11 protein-coding genes are annotated in these 13,282 nt (G+C 70.4%); 5 read left to right on the top strand and 6 right to left on the bottom strand.

Annotated elements, in window-relative coordinates:
* Window positions 1-71 precede the first annotated feature (71 nt).
* The 3 genes from ACZ60Q_RS07350 to ACZ60Q_RS07340 form a co-directional block, all read right to left on the bottom strand.
* Window positions 72-1,370: a M18 family aminopeptidase gene (locus tag ACZ60Q_RS07350; RefSeq protein ID WP_469629732.1), complete on the bottom strand. Its 1,299-nt coding sequence runs from the start codon at window positions 1,368-1,370 to the stop codon at window positions 72-74.
* Window positions 1,371-1,430: 60 nt separating this feature from the next.
* Complete coding sequence (locus ACZ60Q_RS07345; protein ID WP_469629730.1) at window positions 1,431-2,054, bottom strand: Uma2 family endonuclease; 624 nt, start codon at window positions 2,052-2,054, stop codon at window positions 1,431-1,433.
* 109 nt (window positions 2,055-2,163) lie between these two features.
* Window positions 2,164-3,990: an acyl-CoA dehydrogenase gene (locus tag ACZ60Q_RS07340; protein WP_469629727.1), complete on the bottom strand. Its 1,827-nt coding sequence runs from the start codon at window positions 3,988-3,990 to the stop codon at window positions 2,164-2,166.
* Window positions 3,991-4,157: 167 nt separating this feature from the next.
* Here ACZ60Q_RS07340 and ACZ60Q_RS07335 point away from each other — a divergent pair, with 167 nt between their 5' ends.
* Together ACZ60Q_RS07335 and ACZ60Q_RS07330 are read left to right on the top strand one after the other, a co-directional pair.
* On the top strand, window positions 4,158-4,634 hold the full coding sequence (locus ACZ60Q_RS07335; RefSeq protein ID WP_018957229.1) for an SseB family protein: 477 nt from the start codon (window positions 4,158-4,160) through the stop codon (window positions 4,632-4,634).
* A gap of 198 nt (window positions 4,635-4,832) precedes the next feature.
* A complete protein-coding gene (locus tag ACZ60Q_RS07330; protein WP_469629725.1) occupies window positions 4,833-5,804 on the top strand; it encodes a pirin family protein in 972 nt (323 codons plus the stop codon).
* On the opposite strand, the gene ACZ60Q_RS07325 is transcribed toward ACZ60Q_RS07330, so the two are convergent.
* A complete protein-coding gene (locus tag ACZ60Q_RS07325; RefSeq protein ID WP_469629723.1) occupies window positions 5,711-5,992 on the bottom strand; it encodes a LuxR C-terminal-related transcriptional regulator in 282 nt (93 codons plus the stop codon). The genes ACZ60Q_RS07330 and ACZ60Q_RS07325 overlap by 94 nt on opposite strands.
* Before the next feature lie 237 nt (window positions 5,993-6,229).
* Window positions 6,230-6,433 (bottom strand): DUF5708 family protein, encoded by a 204-nt coding sequence (locus ACZ60Q_RS07320; protein ID WP_469629720.1) that lies wholly within the window; start codon window positions 6,431-6,433, stop codon window positions 6,230-6,232.
* A 359-nt stretch (window positions 6,434-6,792) separates the two neighbouring features.
* On the opposite strand from ACZ60Q_RS07320, the gene ACZ60Q_RS07315 reads away from it, so the two are divergent.
* Window positions 6,793-7,899 carry an AI-2E family transporter gene (locus tag ACZ60Q_RS07315; protein WP_469629718.1) on the top strand — a complete coding sequence of 369 codons (1,107 nt, stop codon included), beginning with the start codon at window positions 6,793-6,795 and terminating at the stop codon, window positions 7,897-7,899.
* Window positions 7,900-7,998: 99 nt separating this feature from the next.
* Here the strand turns inward: ACZ60Q_RS07315 and ACZ60Q_RS07310 are convergent, their stop codons facing one another.
* Window positions 7,999-10,155, bottom strand: coding sequence for an ATP-binding SpoIIE family protein phosphatase (locus ACZ60Q_RS07310; RefSeq protein WP_469629715.1), 2,157 nt, complete (start codon window positions 10,153-10,155; stop codon window positions 7,999-8,001).
* 165 nt (window positions 10,156-10,320) lie between these two features.
* On the opposite strand from ACZ60Q_RS07310, the gene aspS reads away from it, so the two are divergent.
* Both aspS and ACZ60Q_RS07300 read left to right on the top strand, forming a co-directional pair.
* Window positions 10,321-12,132, top strand: a complete 1,812-nt coding sequence (gene aspS, locus ACZ60Q_RS07305; RefSeq protein WP_469629712.1) for an aspartate--tRNA ligase — start codon at window positions 10,321-10,323, stop codon at window positions 12,130-12,132.
* Between the two features lie 313 nt (window positions 12,133-12,445).
* Window positions 12,446-13,237: a L,D-transpeptidase family protein gene (locus tag ACZ60Q_RS07300; RefSeq protein ID WP_469629710.1), complete on the top strand. Its 792-nt coding sequence runs from the start codon at window positions 12,446-12,448 to the stop codon at window positions 13,235-13,237.
* Window positions 13,238-13,282 lie beyond the last annotated feature (45 nt).

The following is a 13,282-nucleotide window of genomic DNA, read 5'->3' as shown; positions in this document are numbered from 1 at the left end:
CCGGGCCGGTGTACGTGTCGCGTACCCGGCCCGGCAACAACCATGTGTGAGGAGGCGGTTGCGCGGGCGGTTCAGCCCGCGAGGAACGAGGCGAGCGCGTTCGCCAGCAGATACGGGTCGTCGGCGCCGCACAGCTCACGCGCGCTGTGCATCGAGAGGATCGCCACACCGATGTCCACGGTCTGGATGCCGTGCCGGGCCGCGGTGATCGGTCCGATCGTGGTGCCGCAGGGCATCGCGTTGTTGGACACGAAGCTCTGCCACGGCACGCCCGCCTTCTCGCAGGCCGCGGCGAACACCGCACGGCCGCTGCCGTCGGTGGCGTACCGCATGTTGACGTTGACCTTGAGGATCGGCCCGCCGTTGGGGACCGGGTGGTGCGTCGGGTCGTGCCGCTCCGCGTAGTTGGGGTGCACGGCGTGGCCGGTGTCGGAGGAGAGGCAGACCGTCCCGGCGAAGGCGCGGGCGCGGTCCTCGTACGTGCCGCCGCGCGCGAACACCGAGCGCTCCAGCACCGAGCCCAGCAGCGGACCGTCGGCCCCGGTGTCGGACTGGGAGCCGTTCTCCTCGTGGTCGAAGGCGGCGAGCACCGGGATGTACGGGATGTCGGCGTCGCTCTGCCCGGCGACGGCGGCCAGGGCGGCGGTCGCGGCGTGCACCGAGAGGAGGTTGTCCATCCGGGGCCCGGCCACCAGCTCCCGGTCCCGGCCCAGGTAGGAGGGCGGCTCGATGGCGTGCGGCATCAGGTCCCAGCCGGTGACGTTCTCCGCGTCGACGCCCGCCTCCTCGGCGACGAAACGGATCAGGTCGCCCTCCTCGACGGCGCCGAGCCCCCAGATCGGCTGCATGTGCTTCTGCCGGTCGAGCTTGAGCCCCTCGGTGTTGGCCGAACGGTCCAGGTGCACGGCCAGCTGCGGCACGCGCAGCAGCGCCCGGTCGATGTTGACCAGCCGGTGGGTGCCGTCCCGCAGGGAGATCCGTCCGGCCAGGCCGAGGTCCCGGTCGAGCCAGGTGTTCAGCAGGGTGCCGCCGTAGACCTCGACGGCGATCTGGCGCCAGCCGTGCGCCCCGGTGTCGGGCAGCGGCTTCACCCGCAGGTTCGGGGAGTCGGTGTGCGCCCCGGCGATCCGGAACGGGGTGTGCGGCCCGGCGCCCTCCGGCACGTACCAGGCGACGATCGCCCCGCCGCGCAGCACGTACTTCCCGCCGGCCGACGCGTCCCAGGCGGCGGTCTCCTCGACCTGCCGGAAGCCGGCCTGCTCCAGGCGCCCGGCGGCGTTCGCCACCGCGTGGTACGGGGACGGGCTGGCCGCCAGGAAGGACATCAGGTCATCGGTGTGCGCGCGGTCGAACCGGAGAGGGGAACTCATGTTCTTCACTGTAACGAGGACTCGGGGTCCGGTATCCGGTGACCGGGGAGTTCGGCCGCCCTACAGCTCGTCGATCGCGGTCAGGTCGATGTCGATGTCGTAGGGGGCGGAGAGCTTGAGCCGGTCGTGGTGGACGCCGGTGGAGACGTACGTCCTGTTGACCGGGTCGAGCTCATAGGTGATGACCATGGGGCGGTCCATCTCGCCGGTCATCTCGACGAGCCAGAAGTGCTGGATGCCCGCCGCCGCGTACGTGTGCGGCTTGGTGTCCCGGTCGCGGTCCTCGGAGTCGGGCGGGACGACCTCGACGGCGAGGAGGACGTCCGCGGCCCGGTAGCGGGTCTGCAGCTGGTTGCCGTCCGCCTCCGCCGACACCACCACCAGATCCGGCTCCGGCACACTCCTCTTGCCCAGGACGACCGCCATCTCCCGGCGTACTCGCAGGTGGCCGGGGACATGGACGCGCAGCCCCTGTTCCAGCAGATACATCGCCAGCGTGTGGAACTTCCGCTGCGGACTCACGAGAACCAGGCTCCCGTCGATCAGCTCGGTGTGCGGCGGGAGGTCAAGCGTGAAGAATTCGTCCACGGTGTAGCCGTCCGCGGGCGGGACCGGCCACTGGGAGCCGTCCGACTGACGGTGCAGCGATTCGGGCAGTGCCTCGGCGGTCATGGTTCCTCCCATGGACGGGATTCCGGGCCGTGTACTCAGCGTACCCAGCTGATACGACAGCGCCGCCACCCGAACGAAGTCCGGATGGCGGCACGCGTTGACGAAACGGGCGAGCGATTCCTTAGAACGCGGCCTCGTCCAGCTCCATCAGGGAGTTGTCGACGGACTCGGCGAGCGCGCGCTCGGTCGAGACGCCCGGCAGGACGTTCGCGGCGAAGAACTTCGCGGCGGCGATCTTGCCCTGGTAGAAGGGGACGTCCCTGGCGGAGGCGGTCGGCAGCTTCTCGGCCGCCACGGCCGCGCCCTTGAGCAGCAGGTAGCCGACGACGACGTCGCCGGAGGCCATCAGCAGGCGGGTCGTGTTGAGGCCCACCTTGTAGATGTTCTTGACGTCCTCGCCGGTCGCGGTGAGGTCGGTGATCATCGTGCCGACGATCGCCTCCAGGTCCACGGCGGCCTTGGCGAGCGAGTCCAGCGCCGGGACCAGCTCCTCGTTGCCGTGGGCGCCCGCGAGGAACTTCTTGATCTCCTCGGAGAGCGTGTTGAGCGAGGCGCCCTGGTCGCGGACGATCTTCCGGAAGAAGAAGTCCTGACCCTGGATCGCCGTGGTGCCCTCGTAGAGGGTGTCGATCTTGGCGTCCCGGATGTACTGCTCGACCGGGTACTCCTGGAGGTAGCCGGAGCCGCCGAACGTCTGGAGCGACTGCGCGAGCTGCTCGTAGGACTTCTCGGAGCCGTAGCCCTTCACGATCGGCAGCAGCAGGTCGTTGAGGCCGTTGAGTGCCTTGGCGTCCTCGCCCGCGGCCTCCTGCTCCTGGATCGCGTCCTGGACGGAGGCGGTGTACAGGACGAGGGAGCGCATGCCCTCGGCGTACGCCTTCTGCGTCATGAGCGAGCGGCGTACGTCGGGGTGGTGCGTGATGGTGACCTTGGGGGCCGACTTGTCCATGAAGTTCGCCAGGTCCGGACCCTGGACGCGCTCCTTGGCGTACTCCAGCGCGTTCAGATAGCCCGCGGAGAGGGCGGCGATCGCCTTCGTGCCGACCATCATGCGGGCGAACTCGATGATGCGGAACATCTGGCGGATACCGTCGTGCTTGTCGCCGATCAGCCAGCCCTTGGCGGGGTGCCGGTCGCCGAAGGTCATCTCGCAGGTGTTGGAGGCCTTGAGGCCCATCTTGTGCTCGACGTTCGTCGCGTACACGCCGTTGCGCTCGCCCAGCTCGCCGGTGGTCCGGTCGAAGTGGAACTTCGGGACCATGAAGAGCGAGAGGCCCTTGGTGCCGGGGCCGGCGCCCTCGGGGCGGGCCAGCACGTAGTGGATGATGTTCTCGGACATGTCGTGCTCGCCCGAGGTGATGAAGCGCTTCACACCCTCGATGTGCCAGGAGCCGTCCTCCTGCCGCACGGCCTTCGTCCGGCCGGCGCCGACATCGGAGCCGGCGTCCGGCTCGGTCAGCACCATCGTCGAGCCCCACTGCTTCTCGACGGCGATCTCCGCGATCTTCTTCTGCTCCTCGTTGCCCTCGTCGAAGAGGATGCCGGCGAACGCCGGGCCGGAGGAGTACATCCACACGGCCGGGTTCGCGCCGAGCAGCAGCTCCGCGTAGCCCCAGATCAGGGAGCGGGGCGATGTGGTGCCGCCGATCTCCTCGGGGAGACCCAGGCGCCAGTACTCGGAGTCCATGAAGGCCTGGTACGACTTCTTGAAGCTCGCCGGGACCGGGGCGGTCCTGGTCTCCGGGTCGAAGACCGGCGGGTTGCGGTCGGCGTCGGCGTAGGAGTCGGCGAGCTCGTTCTCCGCGAGGCGCGCGATCTCGTCCAGGATGCTCTTCGCGGTGTCGACGTCCATCTCACCGAACGGACCGGTGCCGTACACCTTGTCGCGCCCGAGGACCTCGAAGAGGTTGAACTCGATGTCGCGGAGATTCGACTTGTAGTGCCCCATGGGAAGGCTCCGTAATCCATAGCAGTGGCGCACAGCGCCCCGGGGAGTGATGCGGGTCGGGCGACAGGCAGGCGTAGGTCTATCAGCTGACCTCTACGATGATGCTACCCGTCAGTAATAAGGCGCAACCCCTCAAGCCGTAGATGTGTCCGATTACTCTTTGCAGCATGTACGGCTACGACCAGAACCCTGGTGCTCAGCAGCAGATGGGCCAGATGGGTCAGATGGGCCAGATGGGTCAGATGGGCGGCGGCTACGGCGAGCAGCCGCTGTATCCCGAACCGTCGCCGCCCTCCCTGGCCGACGCGGTACGGGCCTTCACCACCGGCTCCCTCTCCGCCGAGGACTTCCAGCAGATCTTCGCCACGTCGAAGGTCTACTGCCCGCGCGGCGACAACCCGGGCTTCCTGGCGCTGCACAACACGCAGCAGCCGGTGATCCCGATGTTCACCACGCTGAAGGAGCTGCGGCTCTACGCGGGCAAGGAGTCCAAGTACTTCGTGATCACGGGGGCCGAGGTGATCGACCTGCTGCCGACGGGCTATGGCTTCGTCCTGGACATGGAGGGTGATCACCGGATGGTCTTCGACGCCAAGGCCGTCGAGCAGATGGTCGACTTCGCGATGCGCCGTATGTACGGGTAGGCGTGCTCTCTCGGTGGGTCGCTGACCTGCTGTCTCGTTCTTCGGACACGGGTCCGTGCCAGGAGTGGCGCGGGCCCTTTTCGCTGTCGGGTCACGGGTGGGCCCATCGGTGTGGCCGCCCGGGAATACGCGACGCCTTGCGGGATGTTCACCATTCAACTAAATTGATGGCAGAACACTCGCCCGGAGGTGGCTCCCATGCCCGCAGTGACCGTCGACAACCTGCTGACCCTGCCCAAGGTGGCCGCCTCGGGTGACGCCGCATCCCGACCCGTCCTCGCCGTCACGACCGCGCCGAGCGGATTCGAGGGCGAGGGTTTCCCCGTCCGCCGCGCGTTCGCGGGGATCAACTACCGGCACCTCGACCCGTTCATCATGATGGACCAGATGGGTGAGGTGGAGTACGCGGCCGGCGAGCCGAAGGGCACCCCCTGGCACCCGCACCGCGGCTTCGAGACGGTCACGTACCTGATCGACGGGACCTTCATCCACCAGGACTCCAACGGGGGCGGCGGCACCATCGAGAACGGCGACACCCAGTGGATGACCGCCGGATCCGGACTGCTGCACATCGAGGCCCCGCCGGAGTCGCTCGTCATGTCCGGCGGGCTCTTCCACGGCCTCCAGCTCTGGGTGAACCTGCCCAAGGCCGACAAGATGATGGCCCCGCGCTACCAGGACATCCGCGGCGGCGAGGTCCAGCTGCTCGCCTCCCCCGACGGCGGCGCGCTGCTCCGGGTCATCGCCGGTGAACTCGACGGACACGAGGGGCCCGGGATAACCCACACCCCGATCACGATGATCCACGCCACCGTCCGGCCCGGCGCCGAGGTGAACCTGCCGTGGCGCGAGGACTTCAACGGCCTCGCCTACGTCCTGGCCGGGCGCGGCACGGTCGGCGCGGAGCGCCGCCCCGTGGCGATGGGGCAGACCGCGGTGTTCGGAACCGGCGGTTCACTGACCGTCCGCGCGGACGAGCGACAGGACGGCAACACCCCGGACCTGGAGGTCGTCCTCCTCGGAGGCCGCCCGATCCGGGAGCCGATGGCGCACTACGGACCGTTCGTGATGAACAGTCAGGCCGAGCTGAAGCAGGCCTTCGAGGACTTCCAGGCCGGCCGTCTGGGCACGGTCCCCGCGGTCCACGGCATGGCCGAGGGCGGACGGTAGGAGTTGGCGGCGGTGCTGGCGCAGGCACGCAACGCCTCTGCCGGCACCGCAGCTTGCACCCGGTTGCGTGACTTCAGCTCGCCCAGCACTCGGCTGACGTGGGCCTTCACCGTCGACTCCGCCGTGTCGGGACGAGCGGCGGTGTCGGCATGGGACAGGCCTTCCCCGAGGCAGGCCGGTGTCGGCATGGGTCGGGCCTTCCCGAGGCAGGACAGGACCTCGCGCTCGCGCGGGGTCAAGCGATGGGAGGACCGCGCGGTCCAGGCTCACCTCGCTCCGCGGCCGGGCGGTCCGGGCCCGACCTCCGCGCGCTCCGGCTGCGGACCGCGCGCGGCGAACTCGGCGATCAACCGGCGTGTCACGTCGGGCATCACGGGGCCCACCAGTGGGTCCGGCCGTGTTCGGCAGGACGCCGTAGGGCGCCGTCAGTCGCGCTTGACGGGGTTCGAGCCGCGCGTCGACTGGAACAAGCCCATCACGATGAGCACTCCGCCGATGGCCATCAGAACGACGCCGACCTTCGTCAGTGTGATGACGGGGGTCTCCACGCCGTCCGTGAACAGCCGTAGGGCCAAGCCCACGGCGAAAGTGATGACACCTTCCAGCAGATTCTTCGACGCCTGCTTCATGAGCGGCCACTCTCCTTCGAGAACGTGCGCCGGCGCGCCGCGCACCGTTGACGGGTCCTGATCAGCATAGAAACGGAGCGTGACCCCGTCCTCACCCCGCAGAACGAACGGGGATACACCGTTCGACGGACCGGAATCCGGTCGGTCCGTGGCGCGTATCCATCGAACGTCGCAGTGCGCTGTGTGAACCCGCGGTCCTCCGCCGGAGCGCGTCGAGGCCGCCCCGGCGCCCCGCTCTCCGGCCCGGTTTCCTGGCAGGTCCTCCACGCCGCCTCGTGTCCGTAAGCCCTCTGACGTCCCGTCACTCGTACGGGGGCGGTGGGCGGGACAGCCGCCGCGCCCCGTGATCGGGTGGGAGGGTGCCCGCACCCAAGCCCCTCCTTCCCGAGAGCGCCCGCCGCGCGGCCGCCTGGTGCGGTGTCGTCCTGCTCGTCGTGGGCGTCGCCGCTGTCGCGATCTGGCTGGTCGTCGTCCTCAAGACCGCGGTCACCCCGGTGCTGCTCGCCCTGCTCGGTACCGCCCTGCTCGGCCCCGTCCACCGGTGGCTCATCGACCGCAGGCTCAACCGGTCGCTGGCCGCGGGGCTGACCTGTGCGGCTCTCGTCGCGGTGGTCGGGGGCGCCGGGTACATCGTCGTCACCGCCCTCGTCGACTCCGGCTCCCAGATCGTCGACTCGCTGAAGGCCGCCGGCCAGTGGGTCGTGGACCATCTGGACATCGCGGGGGCCACGAACGTCGACAATCTGGCCGACAACGCGAAGAACCTGGTCGAGAAGTTCGGGGCGAGCGCGGCGGGCGGTCTGCTCAGCGGCATCAGCCTGGTCGGTTCGCTGGTGGCGACCAGTGTGCTGGCCCTGCTGCTGACCTTCTTCTTCCTGCGCGACTCGGACCGGGCGGTGAACCTGGCCCACTCGGTGGCCCCGCGCGGCACCGGGGACCTGGTCGAGGCCATGGGGCGCCGGGCGTTCGAGGCCGTCGAGGGCTTCATGCGCGGCACCACGTTCATCGCCCTGATCGACGCCGTGTGCATCACGGTGGGCCTGCTGATCCTGGACGTTCCCGGGGCGGTGGGGCTCGGCGCACTGGTGTTCGTCGGCGCGTACATCCCCTACCTCGGGGCGTTCCTCTCCGGCGCGGTGGCGGTGCTGGTCGCCCTGGCCGACCGGGGGTTCGTGATCGCTCTGTGGGTCCTGGGGGTGGTCCTCGCCGTCCAGGTGCTGGAGGGCCATGTGCTCCAGCCGATGATCCAGAGCCGCACGGTCCAGATGCACCCCGCCATGATCATGGTCGCGCTGACGGCGGGGGCGAGCGTGGCGGGCCTGCTCGGCATGCTGCTGGCCGTGCCCCTGTGCGCGGCGGCCTTCGGTGTCCTGGGTGAGCTGCGGAGGGGGTACGCGGCACGTCCTGGTCCGGCCTCGGGCGGTTCCAGCCGGGTCGACGGCGATCCCGGCCCTTCCGGTGCCTGAGGGCGGAACCGTTACGCGGGTGGGGCCGGGCACACCGGAGGGTGGGGCCGCGGAAGGGCCCGGGGGCCCGGCACTCAGGACGTGAGCCCCTGGGCCCCCTCAGGACTTGGCGGCCTTCCCCGACTCCACCGACTCGTCCGGCTCCACCGAATCGTCCGGCTCGTCCGGCTCGTGCAGCTCGAACCAGATCGACTTCCCCTCCCCGCGCGGATCCACCCCCCACGCGTCCGCCAGCATCTCCATCAGCACCAGCCCCCGCCCGCTGGACGCCATCTCGCCCGGCCGCCTTCGGTGCGGCAGTTCGTCACTGGCGTCGGCGACCTCGACGCGCAGACGCCGCTCCCCCTGTTCGCCGGAGACCTGCGCCACCATCAGAGCGTCCCCGTCCGTGTGGACAAGCACGTTGGTGGCCATCTCGGAGACCATCAGGACCGCCGAGTCGACCTGCTCGGGATCGCTCCAGTCGTGCAGCAGCTCGCGCACGAGCTGCCGGCCGACCGAGACCCGCTCGGGCTCGGCCTGCGCGATGGTCATGACGCTGCGGCGCGGCGGTGTCTCCCGGGCGTGGACGCTCTCGCGCCGCAGCACCAGAACCGCGATGTCGTCCTCCCGCCGGTCCGCGAGCGGCCCCGTCGTGTAGTGCGAGGCCGGCCCGTGCACGGCCTGGACCAGGGCGTCGGCCAGCTGTTCCAGGTCCTCGGCCGGCTCCTCCAGGACCGGGCGCAGCCGGGCCCAGCCGGTGGCCATGTCGTGCCCGCCGGTCTCGATGAGGCCGTCCGTACACAACATGATCGTCTCGCTGGGTTCCAGGACCACCCGGGTGGTGGGGTAGTCGGAGTCCGTCTCGATCCCGAGCGGCAGCCCGCCGGCCGTCTGCCGGATCACCGCGGTCCCGTCGGCGCTGACCACCACCGGGTCGGGGTGGCCCGCGCGGGCGATGTCCAGGGTCCCGGCCTCCGGGTCGACCTCCGCGTACAGGCAGGTCGCGAAGCGCGGCGCCGCGGGCTCCACGTCGCCCTCGACGCTCTCGTACGCGTCGGTGAGCCCGGCCAGGAAGCGCGAGGCCCGGGAGAGCACGGCGTCCGGGCGGTGCCCCTCGGAGGCGTAGGCGCGCAGGGCGATGCGGAGCTGGCCCATCAGCCCGGCGGCCCGCACGTCATGGCCCTGGACGTCGCCGATGACCAGGGCGATGCGGCCGTTGGGCAGCGGGATCATGTCGTACCAGTCGCCGCCCACCTGGAGCCCGCCGCCGGTCGGCACGTACCGCGCGGCCACCGTCATGCCGGGGATCTCCGGGCCCAGCGTCGGCATCATCGAGCGCTGGAGCCCGAGCGACAGCTCGCGTTCCGTCTCGGCCACCCCGGCGCGGGCCAGGGCCTGGGCGAGCATGCGGGCGACCGTCGAGAGCACCGCGCGCTCGTCCGGGGAGAACGCCACCGGATGCCGGAACCCCGCCATCCAGGCGCCCATCGTGCGGCCGGAGGAGACCAGCGGCAGAAAGGCCCAGGACTGCCGTCCGAAGCGCGAGACGAGCGGCCAGGTGGCCGGGTAGCGGCGGCGGTACTCGTCGGGGGAGGGCAGGTAGATCGCCCGGCCGGTGCGGACGACCTCGGCGGCCGGGTAGTCCGTCTCCAGGGGCATGTCGATGAAGGGCTCCTCGTCCCCCGGGTTGTGCCCGTGGTGCCCGATGATGGTCAGCCGCCCCCCGGCGGGACCGAAGACCGCGAGGCCGTCCGGGGAGAAGCCGGGCATGGAGAGCGATCCGGCGACCCGCAGCACCTCCGCGGTGGACCGGGCCTCGGCCAGCGCCCGCCCGGCGTCCAGCAGGAACGCCTCCCGGGACCGGCGCCAGTCCCCGGTGATCGGCGTGTGGGCGGCGTCCGTGGAGCCGGGCTGCGGCTCGGCGACCTCCTGGAGCGTGCCGAGGAGGACGTAGTCCCCGGCGTCCCGGTCCGGCGGGACGACCGGCTTGGAGCGGCTGCGCACGGTACGGAGGACCCGGCCGCGCTCGTCCACGATCCGCAGCCGCGCCTCGGCGAGGGTGCCCTCGGTGACCGCGAGGTTCACCACCCCGTAGATCTCGTTCCAGTCGACCGGGTGGAAGCGGGAGCGCACCGCGGATTCGCGGTAGCTGCCGGGCTCGGCGGGCAGACCGAGCAGCCGGGCCGCCTCCGCGTCGAGCGTGACCGTGCCGGCTGCGTTGTCCCAGCGCCACAGGCCCGTCGCGATCGCGGCCAGGACTTCCTCGGTGCGCATTGCCCCACTTTAGGAAGATGTGCTCGGTGGACGCCACCGAGGGGCCGCCACCTGCTGCGGCGCCCGGCCGGGGCCGCGGCGCAAAGGAAATGAAGCGTCCCGTCCCCGGGCGGTAGCCTGGGGGCGCTCGATCCACCCCTAACCGCGAAGACTGGATGAACGACGATGCACCGGTACAGGTCCCACACCTGCGGCGAGCTCCGCGCCTCTGACGTCGGCACCGACGTCCGGCTGAGCGGCTGGCTGCACAATCGCCGAGACCTGGGTGGCATCCTCTTCATCGATCTGCGCGACCACTACGGTCTGGTGCAGCTCGTCGCCCGCCCCGGCACCCCCGGTAACGAGGCCCTGGCGAAGCTCACCAAGGAGACCGTCGTCCGGATCGACGGCAAGGTCTCCGCGCGCGGCGCCGAGAACGTCAACCCGGAGCTGCCGACCGGCGAGATCGAGATCGAGGTCACCGAGGTCGAGGTGCTCGGCGAGGCCGGCCCGCTGCCCTTCACGATCAACACCGAGGACGGCGTCAACGAGGAGCGGCGTCTGGAGTACCGCTTCCTCGACCTGCGCCGCGAGCGCATGCACCGCAACATCCTGCTGCGCTCGGCCGTGATCGCCTCCATCCGCTCCAAGATGGTGGCCCTCGGCTTCAACGAGATGGCGACCCCGATCCTCACCGCGACCTCCCCCGAGGGTGCCCGTGACTTCGTCGTCCCGTCCCGGCTGAACCCCGGCAAGTTCTACGCGCTGCCGCAGGCTCCGCAGCAGTTCAAGCAGCTGCTGATGATCTCGGGATTCGACCGCTACTTCCAGATCGCGCCCTGCTTCCGCGACGAGGACGCCCGCGCGGACCGCTCGCCGGGCGAGTTCTACCAGCTCGATGTCGAGATGTCCTTCGTCGAGCAGGAGGACGTCTTCCAGCCGATCGAGAAGCTGATGACCGAGCTCTTCACCGAGTTCGGCAACGGCCGCGAGGTCACCTCGCCGTTCCCGCGCATCCCGTTCCGCGAGTCGATGCTGAAGTACGGCAACGACAAGCCGGACCTGCGCGCCAAGCTGGAGCTCGTCGACATCTCGGACGTCTTCGCCGACTCCGGGTTCAAGGCGTTCGCCGGCAAGCACGTCCGCGCGCTGCCGGTCCCGGACACCGCGGGTCAGTCCCGGAAGTTCTTCGACGGCCTCGGCGAGTACGCCGTCGAGCACGGTGCCAAGGGCCTGGCCTGGGTGCGCGTGGGCGAGGACGGGACGCTGGCCGGACCGATCGCCAAGTTCCTCACCGAGACCGACGTCAAGACGCTCACCGAGCGCCTCTCGCTGGTCCCGGGCCACGCCGTCTTCTTCGGCGCGGGCGAGTTCGACGAGGTCTCCAAGATCATGTCGGCTGTCCGGGTCGAGGCGGCCAAGCGCGCCGGTCACTTCGAGGAGGGCGTCTTCCGGTTCTGCTGGATCGTCGACTTCCCGATGTACGAGAAGGACGAGGAGACCGGGAAGATCGACTTCTCGCACAACCCCTTCTCGATGCCCCAGGGCGGCCTCGCCGACCTGGAGGAGAAGGACCCGCTGGACATCCTTGCCTGGCAGTACGACATCGTCTGCAACGGCATCGAGCTGTCCTCGGGCGCCATCCGTAACCACGAGCCCGAGCTGATGCTCAAGGCCTTCGAGATCGCCGGTTACGACCGCGAGACCGTCGAGCACGAGTTCGCGGGCATGCTCCGCGCGTTCCGTCTCGGCGCCCCGCCGCACGGTGGCATCGCCCCGGGCGTCGACCGCATCGTGATGCTGCTCGCCGACGAGCCCAACATCCGGGAGACGATCGCCTTCCCGCTCAACGGCAACGCCCAGGACCTGATGATGGGCGCCCCGACCGAGCTGGACGAGACCCGCCTGCGCGAGCTGAACATCCAGCTGCGCAAGCCGGTCACCGCGAAGGGTGCGGGAGCGTCGGAGAAGACCACGGACAAGCCCACGGAGAAGTAGTTCCGGAGCCCACGGAGAAGTAGTTCCGGAGCCCACGGAGAAGTAGTTCCGGAGAAGCAGCCCTCGCGGCTGCTCGCGCTCTGTGGATGTTTCACGTGAAACAGCCCCCGATCACCCGATCGGGGGCTGTTTCGTTGCCCAGGCCGGAGAGCCGGTGACAACAGGGCTACGCGGTCAGGGCGACGGGGTACGGCCGGATGGCCCCGGTTCGGGTTCGGCCGGGCCGGGCCCGGCAAGGACTGGCACCGAGATTCCCCTCGCATCCCGCCTTGCCGCGTCGCGCCGTCCGCCGCCACCCGAGGAGCCCGCCACCGTGTCCGTCCCGCGCCGCCCGCCCGCCCTGCTCGCCGCACCGCTCCTCGTCCTGGCCCTCCTGGTCACCGGCTGCGCCTCCGACGCCGCTCCCGCGAAGGCTCCCGTAGGAGCTCCGGGGCTGGGCGCCGCGGGCCCGGAGTCCGACGCCGCCTCCGCACGCCGGGCATCACCCGGCCCGGAGCCCGCGCCGAGCCCCGCCGAGATCCCCGGTCTGGGGCCGGAGACCCTGGCCCAGATCCCGGCCGAGGCCCGGCAGGCGTTCGTCGTGACCGGCGAGGAGACCGACTCCAACCGGTCCAGCGCGGTCCTCTACAGCCGCGAGGACCCGGCGGAGGGGTGGGTGTCGGTGGCCGGTCCGTGGGACGCGCACAACGGTATGGAGGGCTGGACCGACTACCACGTGGCGGGCGACCTGAGGTCCCCCCAAGGCGTCTACTCCCTCACCGACGCGGGTGGCCGGCTCCCCGACCCGGGAGCGCTGCTGCCGTACGACGAGCACCCCCGGTTCGCGGTGGACGGCGAGGGCTTCTTCGGAGAGCCGCTGGAGGGCTCCTTCGACTACGTCGTGGCGATCAACTACAACCGCACGGAGGGCGTCAGCCCCCTGAACCGCACCCGCCCGCTCGGCCTCGAACGCGGCGGCGGAATCTGGGTCCACGTCGACCACGGTGGCCCCACCCAGGGCTGTGTTTCCGTCCCGGAGGAGCGGATGGAGGAGCTGCTGCGGATGCTGGACCCGGAGATGAAGCCGGTGATCGTGATGGGGGACGCGGAGACGCTGGGGCGGTGAGGGGCTGATCGGCCGTACGGGCGGGGCCCCTTGCCCATACGCTGA

This window comes from Streptomyces sp. NPDC104313, assembly GCF_055583985.1.
The sequence above is the reverse complement of the archived record's forward strand: the minus strand, read 5'-3'. Positions and strand labels throughout refer to the sequence as shown.

Excerpts from the sequence above, each read along its gene's own strand:
- ACZ60Q_RS07325 (WP_469629723.1), bottom strand. The coding sequence starts at position 5,992 with ATGCCGACACCGGCCTGCCTCGGGGAAGGCCTGTCCCATGCCGACACC.
- ACZ60Q_RS07340 (WP_469629727.1), bottom strand. The coding sequence starts at position 3,990 with ATGGGGCACTACAAGTCGAATCTCCGCGACATCGAGTTCAACCTCTTC.
- ACZ60Q_RS07350 (WP_469629732.1), bottom strand. The coding sequence starts at position 1,370 with ATGAGTTCCCCTCTCCGGTTCGACCGCGCGCACACCGATGACCTGATG.
- ACZ60Q_RS07335 (WP_018957229.1), top strand. The coding sequence starts at position 4,158 with ATGTACGGCTACGACCAGAACCCTGGTGCTCAGCAGCAGATGGGCCAG.
- ACZ60Q_RS07310 (WP_469629715.1), bottom strand. The coding sequence starts at position 10,155 with ATGCGCACCGAGGAAGTCCTGGCCGCGATCGCGACGGGCCTGTGGCGC.
- ACZ60Q_RS07330 (WP_469629725.1), top strand. The coding sequence starts at position 4,833 with ATGCCCGCAGTGACCGTCGACAACCTGCTGACCCTGCCCAAGGTGGCC.
- ACZ60Q_RS07345 (WP_469629730.1), bottom strand. The coding sequence starts at position 2,054 with ATGGGAGGAACCATGACCGCCGAGGCACTGCCCGAATCGCTGCACCGT.
- ACZ60Q_RS07320 (WP_469629720.1), bottom strand. The coding sequence starts at position 6,433 with ATGAAGCAGGCGTCGAAGAATCTGCTGGAAGGTGTCATCACTTTCGCC.
- aspS (WP_469629712.1), top strand. The coding sequence starts at position 10,321 with ATGCACCGGTACAGGTCCCACACCTGCGGCGAGCTCCGCGCCTCTGAC.